General features: G+C 75.9%; 14 protein-coding genes. 6 read left to right on the top strand and 8 right to left on the bottom strand.

Annotated elements, in window-relative coordinates:
- Positions 1 to 3: 3 nt before the first annotated feature.
- Complete coding sequence (gene lpdA / locus PSED_RS22955; RefSeq protein ID WP_013676630.1) at positions 4 to 1,398, bottom strand: dihydrolipoyl dehydrogenase; 1,395 nt, start codon at positions 1,396 to 1,398, stop codon at positions 4 to 6.
- Between the two features lie 201 nt (positions 1,399 to 1,599).
- On the opposite strand from lpdA, the gene PSED_RS22950 reads away from it, so the two are divergent.
- Positions 1,600 to 1,968: a hypothetical protein gene (locus tag PSED_RS22950; protein WP_013676629.1), complete on the top strand. Its 369-nt coding sequence runs from the start codon at positions 1,600 to 1,602 to the stop codon at positions 1,966 to 1,968.
- Positions 1,969 to 1,991: 23 nt separating this feature from the next.
- Here the strand turns inward: PSED_RS22950 and PSED_RS22945 are convergent, their stop codons facing one another.
- The gene (locus PSED_RS22945; protein WP_013676628.1) at positions 1,992 to 3,497 is read right to left on the bottom strand and encodes a leucyl aminopeptidase; all 1,506 of its coding nucleotides are present in this window, start codon (positions 3,495 to 3,497) and stop codon (positions 1,992 to 1,994) included.
- A gap of 150 nt (positions 3,498 to 3,647) precedes the next feature.
- Here PSED_RS22945 and PSED_RS22940 point away from each other — a divergent pair, with 150 nt between their 5' ends.
- Together PSED_RS22940 and PSED_RS22935 are read left to right on the top strand one after the other, a co-directional pair.
- On the top strand, positions 3,648 to 4,931 hold the full coding sequence (locus tag PSED_RS22940; RefSeq protein ID WP_132975654.1) for an APC family permease: 1,284 nt from the start codon (positions 3,648 to 3,650) through the stop codon (positions 4,929 to 4,931).
- Between the two features lie 75 nt (positions 4,932 to 5,006).
- Positions 5,007 to 6,113 (top strand): branched-chain amino acid aminotransferase, encoded by a 1,107-nt coding sequence (locus PSED_RS22935; RefSeq protein WP_013676626.1) that lies wholly within the window; start codon positions 5,007 to 5,009, stop codon positions 6,111 to 6,113.
- Positions 6,114 to 6,135: 22 nt separating this feature from the next.
- On the opposite strand, the gene PSED_RS22930 is transcribed toward PSED_RS22935, so the two are convergent.
- From PSED_RS22930 to PSED_RS22915, 4 genes are read right to left on the bottom strand one after another with little or no spacing between them, the layout of a single operon-like run.
- Positions 6,136 to 6,906 (bottom strand): adenosylcobinamide-GDP ribazoletransferase, encoded by a 771-nt coding sequence (locus PSED_RS22930; protein ID WP_013676625.1) that lies wholly within the window; start codon positions 6,904 to 6,906, stop codon positions 6,136 to 6,138.
- The gene (locus PSED_RS22925; RefSeq protein ID WP_013676624.1) at positions 6,903 to 7,958 is read right to left on the bottom strand and encodes a nicotinate-nucleotide--dimethylbenzimidazole phosphoribosyltransferase; all 1,056 of its coding nucleotides are present in this window, start codon (positions 7,956 to 7,958) and stop codon (positions 6,903 to 6,905) included. Before PSED_RS22925 ends, PSED_RS22930 begins: the two co-directional genes overlap by 4 nt.
- A 20-nt stretch (positions 7,959 to 7,978) precedes the next feature.
- Positions 7,979 to 8,500, bottom strand: coding sequence for a bifunctional adenosylcobinamide kinase/adenosylcobinamide-phosphate guanylyltransferase (locus PSED_RS22920; RefSeq protein ID WP_013676623.1), 522 nt, complete (start codon positions 8,498 to 8,500; stop codon positions 7,979 to 7,981).
- 2 nt (positions 8,501 to 8,502) lie between these two features.
- Entirely contained in the window at positions 8,503 to 9,159 is a 657-nt protein-coding gene (locus PSED_RS22915; RefSeq protein ID WP_013676622.1) for a DUF3043 domain-containing protein, read from the bottom strand.
- Between the two features lie 45 nt (positions 9,160 to 9,204).
- Here PSED_RS22915 and PSED_RS22910 point away from each other — a divergent pair, with 45 nt between their 5' ends.
- The 3 genes from PSED_RS22910 (at position 9,205) to PSED_RS22900 (ending at position 11,936) form a co-directional block, all read left to right on the top strand.
- Positions 9,205 to 10,326 (top strand): glycerate kinase family protein, encoded by a 1,122-nt coding sequence (locus tag PSED_RS22910; RefSeq protein WP_233899122.1) that lies wholly within the window; start codon positions 9,205 to 9,207, stop codon positions 10,324 to 10,326.
- 142 nt (positions 10,327 to 10,468) lie between these two features.
- Entirely contained in the window at positions 10,469 to 10,843 is a 375-nt protein-coding gene (locus PSED_RS22905; RefSeq protein WP_013676620.1) for a HesB/IscA family protein, read from the top strand.
- Positions 10,844 to 11,000: 157 nt separating this feature from the next.
- On the top strand, positions 11,001 to 11,936 hold the full coding sequence (locus PSED_RS22900; protein WP_086002816.1) for a carbohydrate kinase family protein: 936 nt from the start codon (positions 11,001 to 11,003) through the stop codon (positions 11,934 to 11,936).
- Between the two features lie 125 nt (positions 11,937 to 12,061).
- Here PSED_RS22900 and PSED_RS22895 read toward each other — a convergent pair whose 3' ends face one another.
- Together PSED_RS22895 and PSED_RS22890 are read right to left on the bottom strand one after the other, a co-directional pair.
- Positions 12,062 to 13,579 carry a glycerol-3-phosphate dehydrogenase/oxidase gene (locus PSED_RS22895; RefSeq protein ID WP_013676618.1) on the bottom strand — a complete coding sequence of 506 codons (1,518 nt, stop codon included), beginning with the start codon at positions 13,577 to 13,579 and terminating at the stop codon, positions 12,062 to 12,064.
- Positions 13,576 to 14,163: a TetR/AcrR family transcriptional regulator gene (locus PSED_RS22890; protein ID WP_199796708.1), complete on the bottom strand. Its 588-nt coding sequence runs from the start codon at positions 14,161 to 14,163 to the stop codon at positions 13,576 to 13,578. The genes PSED_RS22895 and PSED_RS22890 overlap by 4 nt, the downstream gene beginning before the upstream one ends.
- Between the last annotated feature and the right edge of the window lie 37 nt (positions 14,164 to 14,200).

Below are 14,200 nucleotides of genomic sequence, written 5' to 3'. Positions count from 1 at the left end.
CCGTCAGCCGTGGGTGTGCAGCGGCTTGCCGGCGAGGGCGAGGTGGGCCTCGCCGAGTGCTTCGTTCTGGGTCGGGTGGGCGTGGATCAGCGCGGCGACGTCCTCGGCCTGAGCATCCCAGTTGTAGATCAGCTGCGCCTCCCCGATCAGCTCACCCACCCGGGCACCGACCATGTGCAGCCCGACGACCAGGCCCGGGGTGCCGGCGGGGCCGGCCTTGACCAGCTTGATCGCGCCCGACGTCTGCAGGATCTGGGACTTGCCGTTGCCGCCGAGGTCGTAGGTCAGCGTCTGCACCTCGCCGTGGCGCTCGCGGGCCTGCTCCTCGGTCAGCCCGACCGAGGCGACCTCCGGCTCGCAGTAGGTGACCCGCGGGATGCCGGCCTCGTCGATCGGGGCGGGAGCGAGGCCGGCGATGTCCTCGGCGACGAAGATGCCCTGCGCGAACCCGCGGTGGGCCAGCTGCAGGCCGGGGACGATGTCGCCGACGGCGTAGACGCCGTCCAGGTTGGTGCGCAGGCGGTCGTCGGTGAGGACGAAGCCGCGCTCCATCCGGACCCCGGCCTCCTCGTATCCGTGGCCGGTGGTGTTGGGGCCGCGGCCGACGGCGACGAGCAGCAGGTCGGCCTCGATCTCCTCGCCGGACTCGAGGCTGACGGTCACCCCGTTGTCGTCCTGCTTGGCGCCGGTGAACCGGACCCCGGTCTTGAAGGCGATCTTGCGCTTGCGGAACGCGCGCTCGAGGAGCTTCGAGGAGAACTCGTCCTCGTTGGGGACCAGCCGCGGCAGCGCCTCGACGACGGTGACCTCCGCCCCGAACGACCGCCACACGCTGGCGAACTCGACCCCGATCACGCCGCCGCCGAGCACGACGACCCGTTTCGGGGCCTCCTCGAGGGTCAGCGCCTGGTCGGAGGTGATGATCCGGCCGCCGATCTCGAGGTCGGGGAGGCTGCGTGCGTAGGACCCCGTCGCGAGCACGACGTTGCGGCCCACGTAGCGGTCCACCGCGCCGTCGACGGCCACGTCGACCGCGTTGGGCGCGACGAACGTGCCCGTGCCCTGCACCAGCTCGATCCTGCGGGACTTCACCAGCCCCTGCAGTCCCTTGTAGAGCCTGCCGACGACACCGTCCTTGTAGGAGTTGACGCCGGCCATGTCGACACCGTCGAACGTGGACCGGACACCGATCTTGGAGCCCTCGGCCGCGGCGTCGGCGACCTCGGCGGCGTGCAGCAGGGCCTTGGTCGGGATGCAGCCGCGGTGCAGGCACGTGCCGCCCAGCTTGTCCTTCTCGACCAGCACGACGGACATGCCCAGCTCGGCGGCGCGCAGCGCGGCGGCGTAGCCGCCGGACCCTCCTCCGAGAACGACCAGGTCGGCGTTGCGCTCGGACACGTTCGGCTCCTCCTCGAGGTGCTGGGCGCGGGTCTCGCGCCACAGGCGCGCTCATCTTGTCATTCGGCGACGCCGCGGTGGGGGCAGGGCCGCCGGGAGAAAATCACCGCCCCGCTCCGTTGGACGCGTGAGGCAGCACAGCGGCGGCGTGATCCGGGCCCGCGAGGGCGGGCGCCGGGGCCGTCGGGCGGAGGTGACGCGATGGGCCTGGTCAACAGGCTGCGGGGGGCGCGGCGCGTGCGCGGGGGCCGGCACATCCCGGAGGCGGAGGAAGCACATCTGCGGGCGTGGGCGGCGGCCCACCACGGCGTCGAGGCGTTCGTCGAGCCGAGGACCACTGTGACCGACACGACCGTGGTGATGGTCGCCTCCGACGGTTCCTGGACGCGGCGGCGGGTCGCCGGCCCGCAGGCCGCCCGCAAGCTGGGGCGGTCGCTGCGGATCCCGGTCTACGACGTGCAGCTCGTCGGCTACCCGCAGCGGATGCGCGACCACGACGCCCGCGAGCGGGTGCTGCGCGAGCGTCGCCGCCGTGCCGACCTGCAGGATCGCGACGACCCGCAGCGGTGACCGCCGGGCGTTCTCAGCCGTTCTCAGCCGTTCTCGGCGATGTCGGTGAGCAGCGCCCACAGCGTGCGGACGGGCACGCCGGTGCCGCCCTTGCCGGTGTAGCCCCACGCGCCGCCGGTGTTGAACGCCGGGCCCGCGATGTCGACGTGCGCCCACTGGAGCCCTTCGGGCACGAACTCGCCCAGGAAGATCCCGGCCGCGAGCATGCCGCCCCACCGGGCGCCGGTGACGTTGGCGAGGTCGGCGATCCGCGAGTCGAGTTCCGGGCGCAGGTGCTCGGGCAGCGGCATCGCCCAGCCGCCCTCGCCGGTGGTCCGGGCGTGCGCGGCGACGCGGTCGCGGAACGCGTCGGAGCCCATGATCCCGGCGGTGCGGGTGCCGAGCGCGACCATCTGCGCGCCGGTCAGCGTCGAGGTCTCGACGAGGTAGTCGGGGTCGTCCTCGGCGGCGCGGACGATCGCGTCGGCCAGGATCAGCCGGCCCTCGGCGTCGGTGTTGAGCACCTCGACGGTCTTGCCGCCGTACATCCGCAGCACGTCGCCGGGGCGGTAGGCGGTGTCGCTGGGCATGTTCTCGGCCATCGGCACGGTCGCGGTGACCGCGACGGGCAGGTCGAGCCGGGCGGCGAGCACCGTCGTCGCGACGACGGCCGCGGCGCCGGACATGTCCGAGGTCATGTGGTCCATGCCCGCAGCGGGCTTGATCGAGATGCCGCCGGTGTCGAACGTGATCCCCTTGCCGACGAGGGCGACCTTCGCCCGGGGCGAGTCGCCGCCCGCCCAGGACAGCCGCACCAGCCGCGGCTTGCGCGACGAGCCCTGCCCGACACCGAGGATGCCGCCGTAGCCGCCTTCGGCGAGCGCGGCGTCGTCGAGCACCTCGACCTCGAGCCCGGCCGCCTCGCCGAGCTCGCGGGCCCGGCGCGCGAACGAGTCGGGGAACAGGTCGTTGGGCGGGGTGTTGACGAGGTCGCGCGCGGTGGCGACGGCGCCCGCGACGGCCGCGGCGGTCGTCGCCGTCTCCTCGGCGCCGTCGGCGTCGGGACCGGTCAGCAAGGTGATCTTCCCGACGGGACGCGTACCGCCGTCGCCGCCGCGGTACTCCTGGAACGTGTACGCCCCGAGCAGCGCGCCCTCCGCGGCGGCCGCGAGGTCGATCGCGCCCAGGGTGCTCGCGACGTGCCCGGTGCCCGCCAGCGTGCGGCTCACCGCCCCCGCAGCCCGGCGCACCTGCTCGGCGTCGGGCGCCCCGTCCGCGCCGGGCCTGCCCAGCCCGACCCCGACGACGACGGGTGCGGCGACGGCCCCGCGCGCGGCCAGCCGCACGACCTCCTCGGCCTTGCCCGTCGCCCCGACGAGCGCCAGCTCGGTGACGAGCTCGTCGCCGTCGCCGAACGCGGCCGCGACGGCCTCGGCACCCGCGGCGAGCGACGGTCCGGCGTCGCCGGACCCGGGCAGCAGCCCGACGACGACGGCGTCGGCCTCGACCTCGGCGGCGGAGGCGGTGCTGGTGCGCAGTTCGGTGGTCACGGGGCTCCTTGTCGCGAGAGAGGGGCCGACCGGGTGCCGGGCCGGCGACGGTGCCGCGGCCCGCACGTGGGGCGACGTGAGACCGCTTCGAAATGCTAATGACACCTCGACGGGGCCCGGCCGGACGGGCCCGGATGCAAGGCTGTGGGCGTGTTGTCGTCTCTGACCCGGCGCCTCGGAACCGCCGACGCGGTCGCCCTCGGTCTGGCGGCGATGCTGGGCGCCGGTGTCTTCGCGGTGTTCTCCCCGGCCGCGGCTGCGGCGGGGCGGTGGCTGCTGCTCGCGGTGGCCCTCGCAGCGGTCACCGCACTGTGCAACGCGGCGTCCGCGGCCGATCTCGCGGTCGCGCACCCGGAGAGCGGCGGCGGGCACGTCTACACGCGCGAGCAGCTCTCGCCGGGGGTCGGCCGGCTCGCCGGGGTGGCGTCACTCGTCGGCAAGGTGTCCTCGGCCGCCGCGGCGGCGGGGGTGTTCGGCACGTACGTGCTGCCCGCGCAGCCCTTGATCTGCGCGGTCGTGGTGATCGCGGTGGTGGGTGCGCTCACGGTGTCGGGCGTGCGCTGGTCGCCGGGCACCGCGTGGCTGCTCGTCGGCGGCACCCTGGCGGTGCTCGCGGTGGTGGTCGTCGTCGGGCTGCTGGGCCCCGGTGGGTCGACGGGCGTGTCCGCGTCCCCGGTCAGCGACACCCCGGTCCCGGTGCAGGTGATCACGGGGCCCGTCGGCGTCGTGACGGCCGCCGGGCTCGTCTTCTTCGCGTTCGCCGGGTACTCGCGCGTCGCGACGATCGGCGAGGAGCTGCGCGATCCCGAGCGTTCCCTGCGCCGCTCCATGGTCATCGTCTTCACGATCCTCACGCTCACCTACGTGGCGGTGGCGGGCGCGCTGCTCGTCGGGCTGGGCGCCGACCGGGTCGCGGCCGAGCACGCGCCGCTGGTCGCGCTGGTCGACACCGGGCAGGCGCCGGCACTCGGTGTGCTGGTCCGGATCGGGGCGGCCGTGGCGTCGGGCGCCGCGCTGCTGTCGGTGCTGGTCGTGACCGGCCGGACGATGCGGGAGATGGCCTCGCAGGGCGAGCTGCCGCGGGTGTTCACCAAGGTCGGCAGCCGGTCGACGCCGTGGGTCGCCGACCTCGCGGGCGCGGTGCTGGCCCTCGTCGTGGCGCTGTTCGCGGGACCGGTCGCGGCGATCACGCTGTCCGCGTGCGCGACGCTCGTGCACTATGCGCTGATCGACGTCGCGGCGCTGCGGCTGCCGCGGGCCCGCCGGCACTGGCCGGCCTGGCTCTCCGCGCTCGGCCTCGTGCTCTGCGTCGGGCTGGCGGTGCTGCTGCCGCTGCCGACGGTGCTGGTCACCGCCGCGGCGCTCGCCGGTGGCTGGGTGCTGTGCACGATGGTCGCGCAGTGGTCGGCGCGGCCCCGGCCGTCCGGCGACTGACCGGGCGCCGCCGTCCGGCGACCGGGTGTTCGGACACGCGATGGGCAGGCTTGCCCGGCGGGTTACCGTTCTGCCATGAGCGCGACGGCCTTCACCCGCACCATGAACCCCGCCCCGGTGTCCGACGAGCGCCGGGCGGAGATCCTGGCCGACCCCGGGTTCGGCCGGTTCTTCACCGACCACATGGTCACCGTGCGGTGGACCGAGAGCCGTGGCTGGCACGACCCGGCCGTCGTCCCCTACGGCCCGCTCTCGTTCGACCCCGCCTCGATGGTGCTGCACTACGGCCAGGAGATCTTCGAGGGGCTCAAGGCCTACCGCCAGCCCGACGGGTCCGTCGCGTCGTTCCGGCCCGAGGCCAACGCCGCCCGGTTCCGCGCGTCGGCGGCCCGGATGGCGATGGCCGAGCTGCCCGACGAGCTGTTCCTCGCGTCGTTGCGCGAGCTGATGGCCGTCGACCACGCGTGGGTGCCCGAGGCCGGCACCGAGGACTCGCTCTACCTGCGGCCGTTCATGCTCGCCACCGAGGTCGGGCTGGGGGTGCGGCCGTCCGCGGAGTACCTCTACGCGCTGATCGCCGCCCCCGCAGGCCCGTACTTCACCGGCGGGGTGAAGCCCGTCGACGTCTGGCTCTCGACCGACTACACGCGCGCAGCCCTCGGCGGCACGGGTGGCGCGAAGTGCGGCGGCAACTACGCGGCGTCGCTGCTGCCGCAGGCCCAGGGCGCGGCCCACGGCTGTGCGCAGGTCGCCTACCTCGACGCCGAGGAGCGTCGCTGGGTCGACGAGATGGGCTCGAACAACCTGTTCTTCGTCATCGGTTCGGGCGACCACGCCGAGATCGTCACGCCCTCGCTGACCGGGAGCATCCTCGCCGGCATCACCCGCGACTCGCTGCTGGTGCTGGCCAAGGAGATCGGCTGCGAGGTCACCGAGCGCCGGATCTCCGGCGACGAGTGGCTGCAGGGGTCCGCCGACGGGACGATCACCGAGGTGTTCGGCTGCGGGACCGCCGCGGTGATCACGCCGATCGGCAAGGTCAAGCACCCCGGTGGCGAGGTCGTCGTCGGCAACGGCGAGCCGGGCCCGGTCACGCTGCAGCTGCGCAAGCTGCTCACCGACATCCAGCGCGGCGTCGCGCCGGACACCCACTCCTGGATGACGACGCTGTACCGCGCCTGACACGCCCGTCCGATCAGCCCGATCAGAGCGCGGCGGAGAGCACGACGAGCACGGCGGTGACGCCGAGCTCGGACGCGGCGCCGAGCACGTCGCCGGTCATGCCGCCGAACCGCCGGCGGGTGTGCGCCGAGAGCCCCACGACGAGCACCGCCGCCGCCGCGACGCCCAGCACCCCCGGCCACCGGGCCGGGACGAGCAGCGCCGCGGCCGCCGCGAGCAGCACCCACCAGGCGGCGGCCACCCACCACGGCTGGGAGCCCGCGACGGACGCGCCCAGCCCGCCCGGTCGGGCCGCCGGCACCCCGCGGCGCGCGCACCAGGCGAAACCCGCCCGGCCCGTCGCCGCGGCGAGCGCACCGGCCGCCGTCGCGACGGCCGGGCCCAGCGGCGCCACCGCGGCCAGCGCGGCGGCCTGCGCCCCGAGCGCGACGAGCAGCGTCACCACCGCGAACGGGCCGGCGCCGCCGTCGCGCATGACGGCCAGCGCCCGCTCCGGCGGGCCGTAGCAGCCGAGTCCGTCGGCGGTGTCGGCGAGCCCGTCGACGTGCATGCCCCGCGTCGCCAGCACCCCCGCGGCCACGCCGAGCAGGCCGGCGACGAGCGTCGGCACCCCGGCGGCGACCAGGCCCCAGGCGAGCGCCCCCGACACCGCGCCGACCAGTGCGCCGACGACCGGCGCCCACCGGATCGCCGCCGCGGCGACCCCGGCGGCGGGAGCGCTCCCGGTGCCGGCGCGGACCGGCAGCACCGTCAGCCACGACAGGGCGAGCGCGAGCCCGCGCCAGGCGGTCACGTGCCGGTCGCCGCCGAGGCCCGGGGCGCGGTGTCGGCCAGCAGCCTGGCGGCCATCTGCAGCATCGGGACGACGGCCAGCGCACCCGTGCCGTCGCCCAGCCGGATCCCGAGGTCGAGCACGGGCTCGAGGGCCAGCCGTTCGAGCAGCGGGCCGACGGCGGGCTCGGGGGAGCGCTGCCCGGCCAGCCACCACCGGCGCGCACCCGGCGCGAGCTGCTCGGCGAGCAGCGCGGCGGTGGTGACGACGAGCCCGTCGAGCAGGACCGGCGTCCGCCGCAGCGAGGCCTGCAGCAGGAACCCCGTGAGCACGGCGATGTCGGCGCCGCCGGCGGTGCGCAGCAGCCCGACCGGGTCGCGGCGCACGGGCCGGGTCCGGCGCAGCGCGTCGCGCACCGCGGCCGCCTTGCGCATCCACGTGTTGTCGTCGATCCCGCTCCCGCGCCCGACGACGGCGACCGGCTCGATCCCGGTGACGGCCGCGACGAGCGTCGACGCGGCGGTCGTCGCGCCGACCCCGAGCGAGCCCGGGACCAGCAGGTCCGCGCCCGCGTCGACCTCCTCGTCGGCGAGCGCGCGGCCGATGCGCAGCGCGGCGTCGGTCTCGTCCTCGGTCAGCGCGTCCTCGACGTCGATGCGCCCGCTGCCGCGGCGCACCCGGTAGCGCGGCTCGGCGGCGTCCGGGGCGCCCGGGTCGTCGAGCCCGGCGTCGACGATCCGCACCGACGCCGACGCCACCGGCGCGACGACCGCCGCCGGCATCGTCCGGTCGCGTGCGGCCGTGACCTGCAGTGCCGTCGTCCCGGCCGGGTAGGCGGACACGGCGGCGGCCGCGATCCCGTGGTCGGCGGCGACGACGACGACCCGCGGGCGCAGCGGCGCGTGCGGCGGGCAGGTGCCCTGCACCGACGCGAGCCAGCACCCCAGCTCGGCGAGCCGGCCCAGCCCCCCGACGGCGACGGCGAGCGCGTCGTGGCGCGCGACGGCCTCGCGGCGCGCCTCGACGCTCGGCTCGGGCACGGTCGGCAGGTCCTCGACGGCAGAGTTGACCACGCCGTCTTCCTACCGGGCCGTCATTTCAGCCGGAGCGGCAGCCCGGCCACGAGCAGCACGACGTCGTCGCACACCGCGGCGAGCGCCGAGTTCAGCGCACCGAGCTCGTCGCGGAAGAGTCGGCCGGCGCGGGTCTCCGGGACGACCCCGAGCCCGACCTCCGCCGAGACCAGCACCGCGCGGCCCGGGCTCGTGGCGACGGCGCCGACCAGCGCCTCGACCGCGGCCCCGACCTGCCCCGGGGTCGCGGGAGCGGTCCAGGCCCCCGCGTCGTCGAGGACACCGGTCAGCCAGGTCGCCATGTCGTCGACGAGCAGCGTCGCGGGCCGGGAGAGCTCGGCGACGAGATCGGGGTCCTCGACCGTCGTCCAGTGCGCGGGCCGCCGGTCGCGGTGCGCGGCGATGCGCGCGTCCCAGTCGGCGTCGCCCGGGATGCGCCGGGCCGTCGCGCAGTAGCGGACGGGCACGCCCGCGGGCAGCAGCGCCTCGGCGTGCGCCGACTTGCCCGACCGGGTGCCCCCGAGGACCAGCGTGGCGGACACCGTCAGACGGTGGCGCCGCGCTGCACCCGCGGCTTCGGCGTCCGCAGCTTGCGCACCTGGCTCGCGCGCGTGAAGCAGTACCAGGACGTGCTCAGCGCACGGATGTCCTCGGAGGGGAACTTCGCGCGCGCCTTGCGCGTGACCGACATCCCCAGCAGTACCCCCTCGCCGATCATCACGATCAGCGCGAGCAGGCAGAACAGGCTGAGGTACTGCTGGATCGCCGGGATCGGCAGCACGACGGCGACCAGCACCAGCACCGCGAGCGGCATGAACATGCCGATCAGGTGCGGCCGCGAGTCGATGACGTCGCGGATGTAGGCCCGCACCGGGCCGCGGTCGCGCGGCAGCAGGTAGCGGTCGTCGCCCGCGTCCATCCGGGCCCGGCGCTCGGCCGCGGCGGCGCGGCGCGCGTCCTTGCTGGGCCGGTTGGCCTTCGCGTACTCCGACGCCTCCTTGCGGGTGCGGGGCGCCGGCGTCGCGGGACGGCGGGCCGCCGACTGGGAGTCGCGGCGCTTCGGGGTCGGCCGGCCCTTGCCGGGGGTGTGGCCCTTGGCCGGCGGATCGTCCGGAACGTCCTGCGCGGTGTCGGCGGCGTCGACGGCCGTACCGGCGGCGTCGTTGCCCGTGGTCTCGTCGGAGCGGCGCAGGAACCTCACGGCCCACAGGGTACGGCCGATAGCCTGCGTGACGTGCGGGTGGTGGTGGCTCCAGACTCATTCGGCGGGACGTTGAGCGCGTCCGGCGCGGCGGCGGCGATCGCGCGGGGGTGGCGCGAGGCCGTCCCCGGCGACGAGGTGCTGTCGTTACCGCTGGCCGACGGCGGTACCGGCTTCCTCGACGTGCTGCACACCGCGCTCGGCGGGACGCTGCACACGCTGACGGTGACCGGGCCGCTCGGCGAGCCGGTCGAGGGCGCGTGGCTGCAGGTCGACGACGTCGCCTACGTCGAGTCCGCGTCGGCCTGCGGACTGCAGCACGTGCCGCGGCCCGACCGCACCCCCGACGTCGCCCGCCGCGCCACCACGCGCGGCGTGGGCGAGCTGATCGCCGCGGCCCGCGACGCCGGCGCGCGCGAGATCGTCGTCGGACTCGGTGGTTCGGCGACGACCGACGGCGGCGCGGGCATGCTCGCGGCGCTCGGCGCCACGGCCGTCGACGCCGACGGCACACCGCTGCCCGACGGGGGCGCGGCGCTGGCCCGGTGCGCGCGTCTGGAGGGCCGCCCGGACCTCGGCGCGGCGGTCCTCGTCGCGGCCGCGGACGTCGACAACCCGCTGCTCGGTCGCCATGGCGCGGCAGCGGTGTTCGGGCCGCAGAAGGGGGCCGACGACGCGACGGTCGCCGAGCTCGACGCCGCGCTGGCGGTCTTCGCGGGGGCGCTGGCCGCCGCACTGGGCGCCGACGTCCGCGACGAGCAGGGCGCGGGCGCCGCCGGCGGGATGGGTGCCGCGCTGCTCGCGCTGGGCGCCCGGCGGGTGTCGGGGGCCGGGCTGGTGCGTGAGCTCGTCGGGCTCGACGCCGCGCTCGACGGCCTGGCCGGCGACGGTGCGGGTCTCGCGGTGACGGGGGAGGGCAGCTTCGACTGGCAGTCGCTGCGCGGCAAGCTCGTGACGACCGTCGCGCAGGCCGCCGCCGACCGCGGCGTGCCGTGCCTGGTGCTGGCCGGACAGGTGTCGGTCGGGCGGCGCGAGGCCGCCGCCGCGGGCGTCGACGCCGCGTACTCCGTGGCCGACGACGCGGGTGGCGTCGAGGCCTCGATGGCCGACCCGGAGGGCACGCTCGCCGCCCTGGCGGCCAGGGTCGCCGCCCAGTGGAGTCGCTGACCTGCGACGACGGGGGCGGGCGTGGGTCGTGTCACCCTGCGGCGCCGGGATCGCGCCCCAGCACCCGTGCGGGCCTACACTGGGTTGCGACCGGAGCGATCCGGTGGGAATGAGTGGGACCCGTGCGTGTGTTGGGAGAGACATGACCGTCGAGAACACCGTCCAGACCGACGCTCCCGCGTCCACCGAGACGCACGGCGTCGAGCTGACCGATGCGGCCGCCACCAAGGCGCGCCTCCTGCTCGAGCAGGAGGGCCGCGACGACATGCACCTGCGCATCGCCGTCCAGCCCGGTGGCTGTGCGGGCCTGCGCTACCAGCTCTTCTTCGACGACCGCAGCCTCGACGGCGACCTGTTCCGCGACTTCCACGGTCTCAAGGTGGGCGTCGACCGGATGAGCGCGCCGTACCTGCAGGGCGCGGTGATCGACTTCGTCGACACCATCGAGAAGCAGGGCTTCACGATCGACAACCCCAACGCGGGCGGCTCGTGCGCCTGCGGCGACTCGTTCAACTGAGCCGCACGGGTTCACGGACCGGTCTCGACGGCCCCCGCTCCGCCTCGGCGGAACGGGGGCCGTCGTGCGTCGTGGGCCCGGTCGGCGGCGGGTGCAGCGGGTAGGCTGACCCGTCGTGACTGTCGCCGTGACCGGTTCCATCGCCACCGACCACCTCATGCACTTCCCGGGGAGGTTCGCCGACCAGCTCGTCGCCGAACAGCTCCAGCGCATCTCGCTGAGCTTCCTCGTCGACGACCTGATGGTCCGCCGCGGCGGCGTCGCCGGCAACATCGCCTTCGCGCTCGGCGTGCTCGGGCAGTCCCCGGTGCTGGTCGGTGCCGTCGGGTCCGACTTCGGCGACTACCGTTCGTGGCTGGAGCGCCACGGTGTCGACACCGCCGGCGTCCACGTCCACGACGACCTGCACACCGCCCGCTTCGTCTGCACCACCGACGACGACATGTGCCAGATCGCGTCGTTCTACGCCGGCGCCATGTCGCGGGCCCGTGACATCGAGCTCGCGCCCGTCGTCGCGCGCAACGCGGGGATCGACCTCGTCCTCATCGGGGCCAACGACCCCGCGGCGATGCTGCGCCACACCGACGAGTGCCGCCAGCGCGGCTACGCCTTCGCCGCCGACCCGTCCCAGCAGCTCGCCCGCATGGACGGCCCGGAGATCCGCCGCCTCGTCGAGGGTGCCCGCTACCTGCTGACCAACGACTACGAGTTCGAGCTGCTGCTGCGCAAGACCGGCTGGACCGCCGAGCAGGTGCGCGAGCAGGTCGACATCCGGGTGACGACGCTCGGCGAGAACGGCGTGCAGATCGTCGGGCGCGACGGGACCGAGCTGAAGGTCGGCGTCGTGCCCGAGACGGGCAAGGTCGACCCGACGGGCGTCGGCGACGCCTTCCGCGCCGGTTTCCTCGCCGCGACCGCGGCCGGGCTGTCGCTGGAGCGGGCCGCCCAGCTGGGCTCGCTCGTCGCCGTCTGGGTGCTCGAGACCGACGGCCCGCAGGAGTGGACCTACGACCGCACCGCCGGGCTGGAGCGCCTGCGCGACGCCTACGGCCCCGACGCGGCGGGCGAGCTGTCCGCGGTCCTCCCCGCGTAGACCCTCAGGAGCGACCGCAGGCCGTGTGCGCCGGTCGCCTCTCACTCTGCAGGAACGGCACTTTCCCGCAACCCAGTTGCGGGAAAGTGCCGTTCCTGCGTTCGGAGGGGCGAGCGGGACGAGCCTCAGGGGCGCAGGGCGGCGCGGGCGGCCGGTTCGGCCATGGCGCGGCGGGACGGGACGAGGCCGACGCGGGTGCGGCGGTCGAGCAGGTCGTCGACGTCGAGCGCGCCCTCGTGCAGCACACCCCACCGCAGCTCGGCCGGGCTGACCGGCACCCCGTCGGCGACGGGCTCGGGATCGCCGCAGGCGAGGACCTCGGCCGCCTCCGAGCCGTACCGCGCGACGAGCCGCGGCGGCGCACCCGGCGGGACCGGACCCGCACCGACCAGCGGCAACGACGCGGTCCGGCTCGGCCCGGCGGCCAGCGTGCGGACCTTCACCGCGGTGTCGACGGCGTCGGCGGCCATGGCGCGGTAGGTCGTCAGCTTGCCGCCGACGATCGTCACCACCCCCGACGGCGAGGTCAGCACGGCGTGCCGGCGGGAGAGGTCGGCACCGCTGTGGCGCCCGTCGTCGAGCAGCGGGCGCAGCCCGGCGTAGGCGCCGAGCACCTGGTCGCGCCGCACGGGCGTGTCGAGCGCGGAGTTGAGCACGTCGAGGAGGAACCCGATCTCGGTCTCGGTGGGCTCGGGCACGTCGGGGACCGGGCCCTCGACGGGCTCGTCGGTGATCCCCAGGTACACGAGCCCGCCGGGCTGGGGGAGCGCGAAGGCGTAGCGCGACATCGAGCCGCCGATCGGCACCGTCAGCGCGCCCCGCGGGTCGCCGAGGGCGGAGGCGGGCAGCACGACGTGGCTGCCGCGCGAGGGGCGCAGCGTGATCCCGTCGACGAGACCACCCGCCCACACCCCGGCGGCGTTGACGACGGCGCGGGCGCGCAGCCGGACGGGCGCGTCGGCGACGGTGTCGTGCACCAGCGCACCGTCGGCCGCGACGGTGACGGCCCGGCACCGGGTGAGGATCCGGGCGCCCAGGCCCGCTGCGGTCCGGGCGAGGGCGACGACCAGCCGCGCGTCGTCGACGAGCTGGCCGTCCCAGGACAGCCAGGCGCCCTCGCCGGTGTCGCGCAGCGCGGGCACGAGCAGGCGGGCCTCCGCCGGGCCGATGCGCCGCGGCGCGGGCAGCGTGGCGCGCCGGGTCCCGGCCGCCCGCGAGAGCACCTCCGCGCCGCGCAGCCCGGCGCCGGTGAGCAGCGCGCGCCTGCCGTCGCCCGGCAGCAGCATCGGCAGCGGCCGGACCAGGTGCGGCGCGACGGTCTCCAGCAGCACCCGGCGTTCCCGCATGCTGGCGAACGCGACGCCGACCCGGCCCGACGCGAGGTAGCGCAGCCCGCCGTGGACGAGCTTCGAGCTCCACCGCGACGTCCCGAAGGCGAGATCGTGCGCGTCGATCGCGGCGACGGTGAGCCCGCGGCTCGCAGCGTCGAGCGCGACGCCCGCGCCTGTCACCCCGAGCCCGACGACGAGCAGGTCGACGACCTCGCCGCCCGCGAGCGCGGCGAGCTCCCGCTCGCGGCGCGCCCGGTTGAGCGACGTCCCGGCGGGCGCGGGGCCCGTCGGTGGCGCGGCGGCGTCGCTCACGGGCGCAGGTACCCGTCGAGGAGCGTGGCCAGCTCGCCGGGGAGTCCGGCGGCGGGTGCGTCGGCGGCGACGGCGCCGGCCGAGAGCACGTAGGACTGGGCGGTGAGCAGCACGAACCGGGCCAGCAGCCCGGCGTCGCCCTGCCGGACGGTGCCGCCGGCCTGCGCGGCGAGGATCGCGACGGTCAGCCGGTCGACGATCGCCTCGGTGCTGCGGCCGCGGCGGCGCAGGACGTAGGGCAGCAGCAGCTCGGGATCGACGTCGACGATCTTGCGGACGAGGCCGTGCCGGCGCAGCGCCTCGCAGACCTCGACGACGCGGGCCACGAGCGCCGCGCGGTCGCCGTCGAGGGCATCGCCGGTCAGGGTGTGCAGCTCGCGGGTGAGCACGTCGCCGACCAGCTCGTCGATCCCGCTCCACCGGCGGTACAGCGACATCCGGGAGACTCCTGCGCGGCGCGCGACGTCGGCGAGAGTGGTGCGCCGGACGCCGACGTCGAGCACGCAGGCGCGGGCCGCGTCGAGCACGGCGCCGTCGTCCAGCCGGACGGTGGACACCCCCGGCTTGTTACGACTGGACGTCACATGTCACAGTGTAACGGTGAAGCCGCGACGCCGCGAC

The organism is Pseudonocardia benzenivorans CB1190 (genome assembly GCF_000196675.2).
In the GTDB taxonomy this organism is placed as follows: domain Bacteria; phylum Actinomycetota; class Actinomycetes; order Mycobacteriales; family Pseudonocardiaceae; genus Pseudonocardia; species Pseudonocardia benzenivorans.
This window is presented reverse-complemented; position numbering and strand designations above follow the sequence as displayed.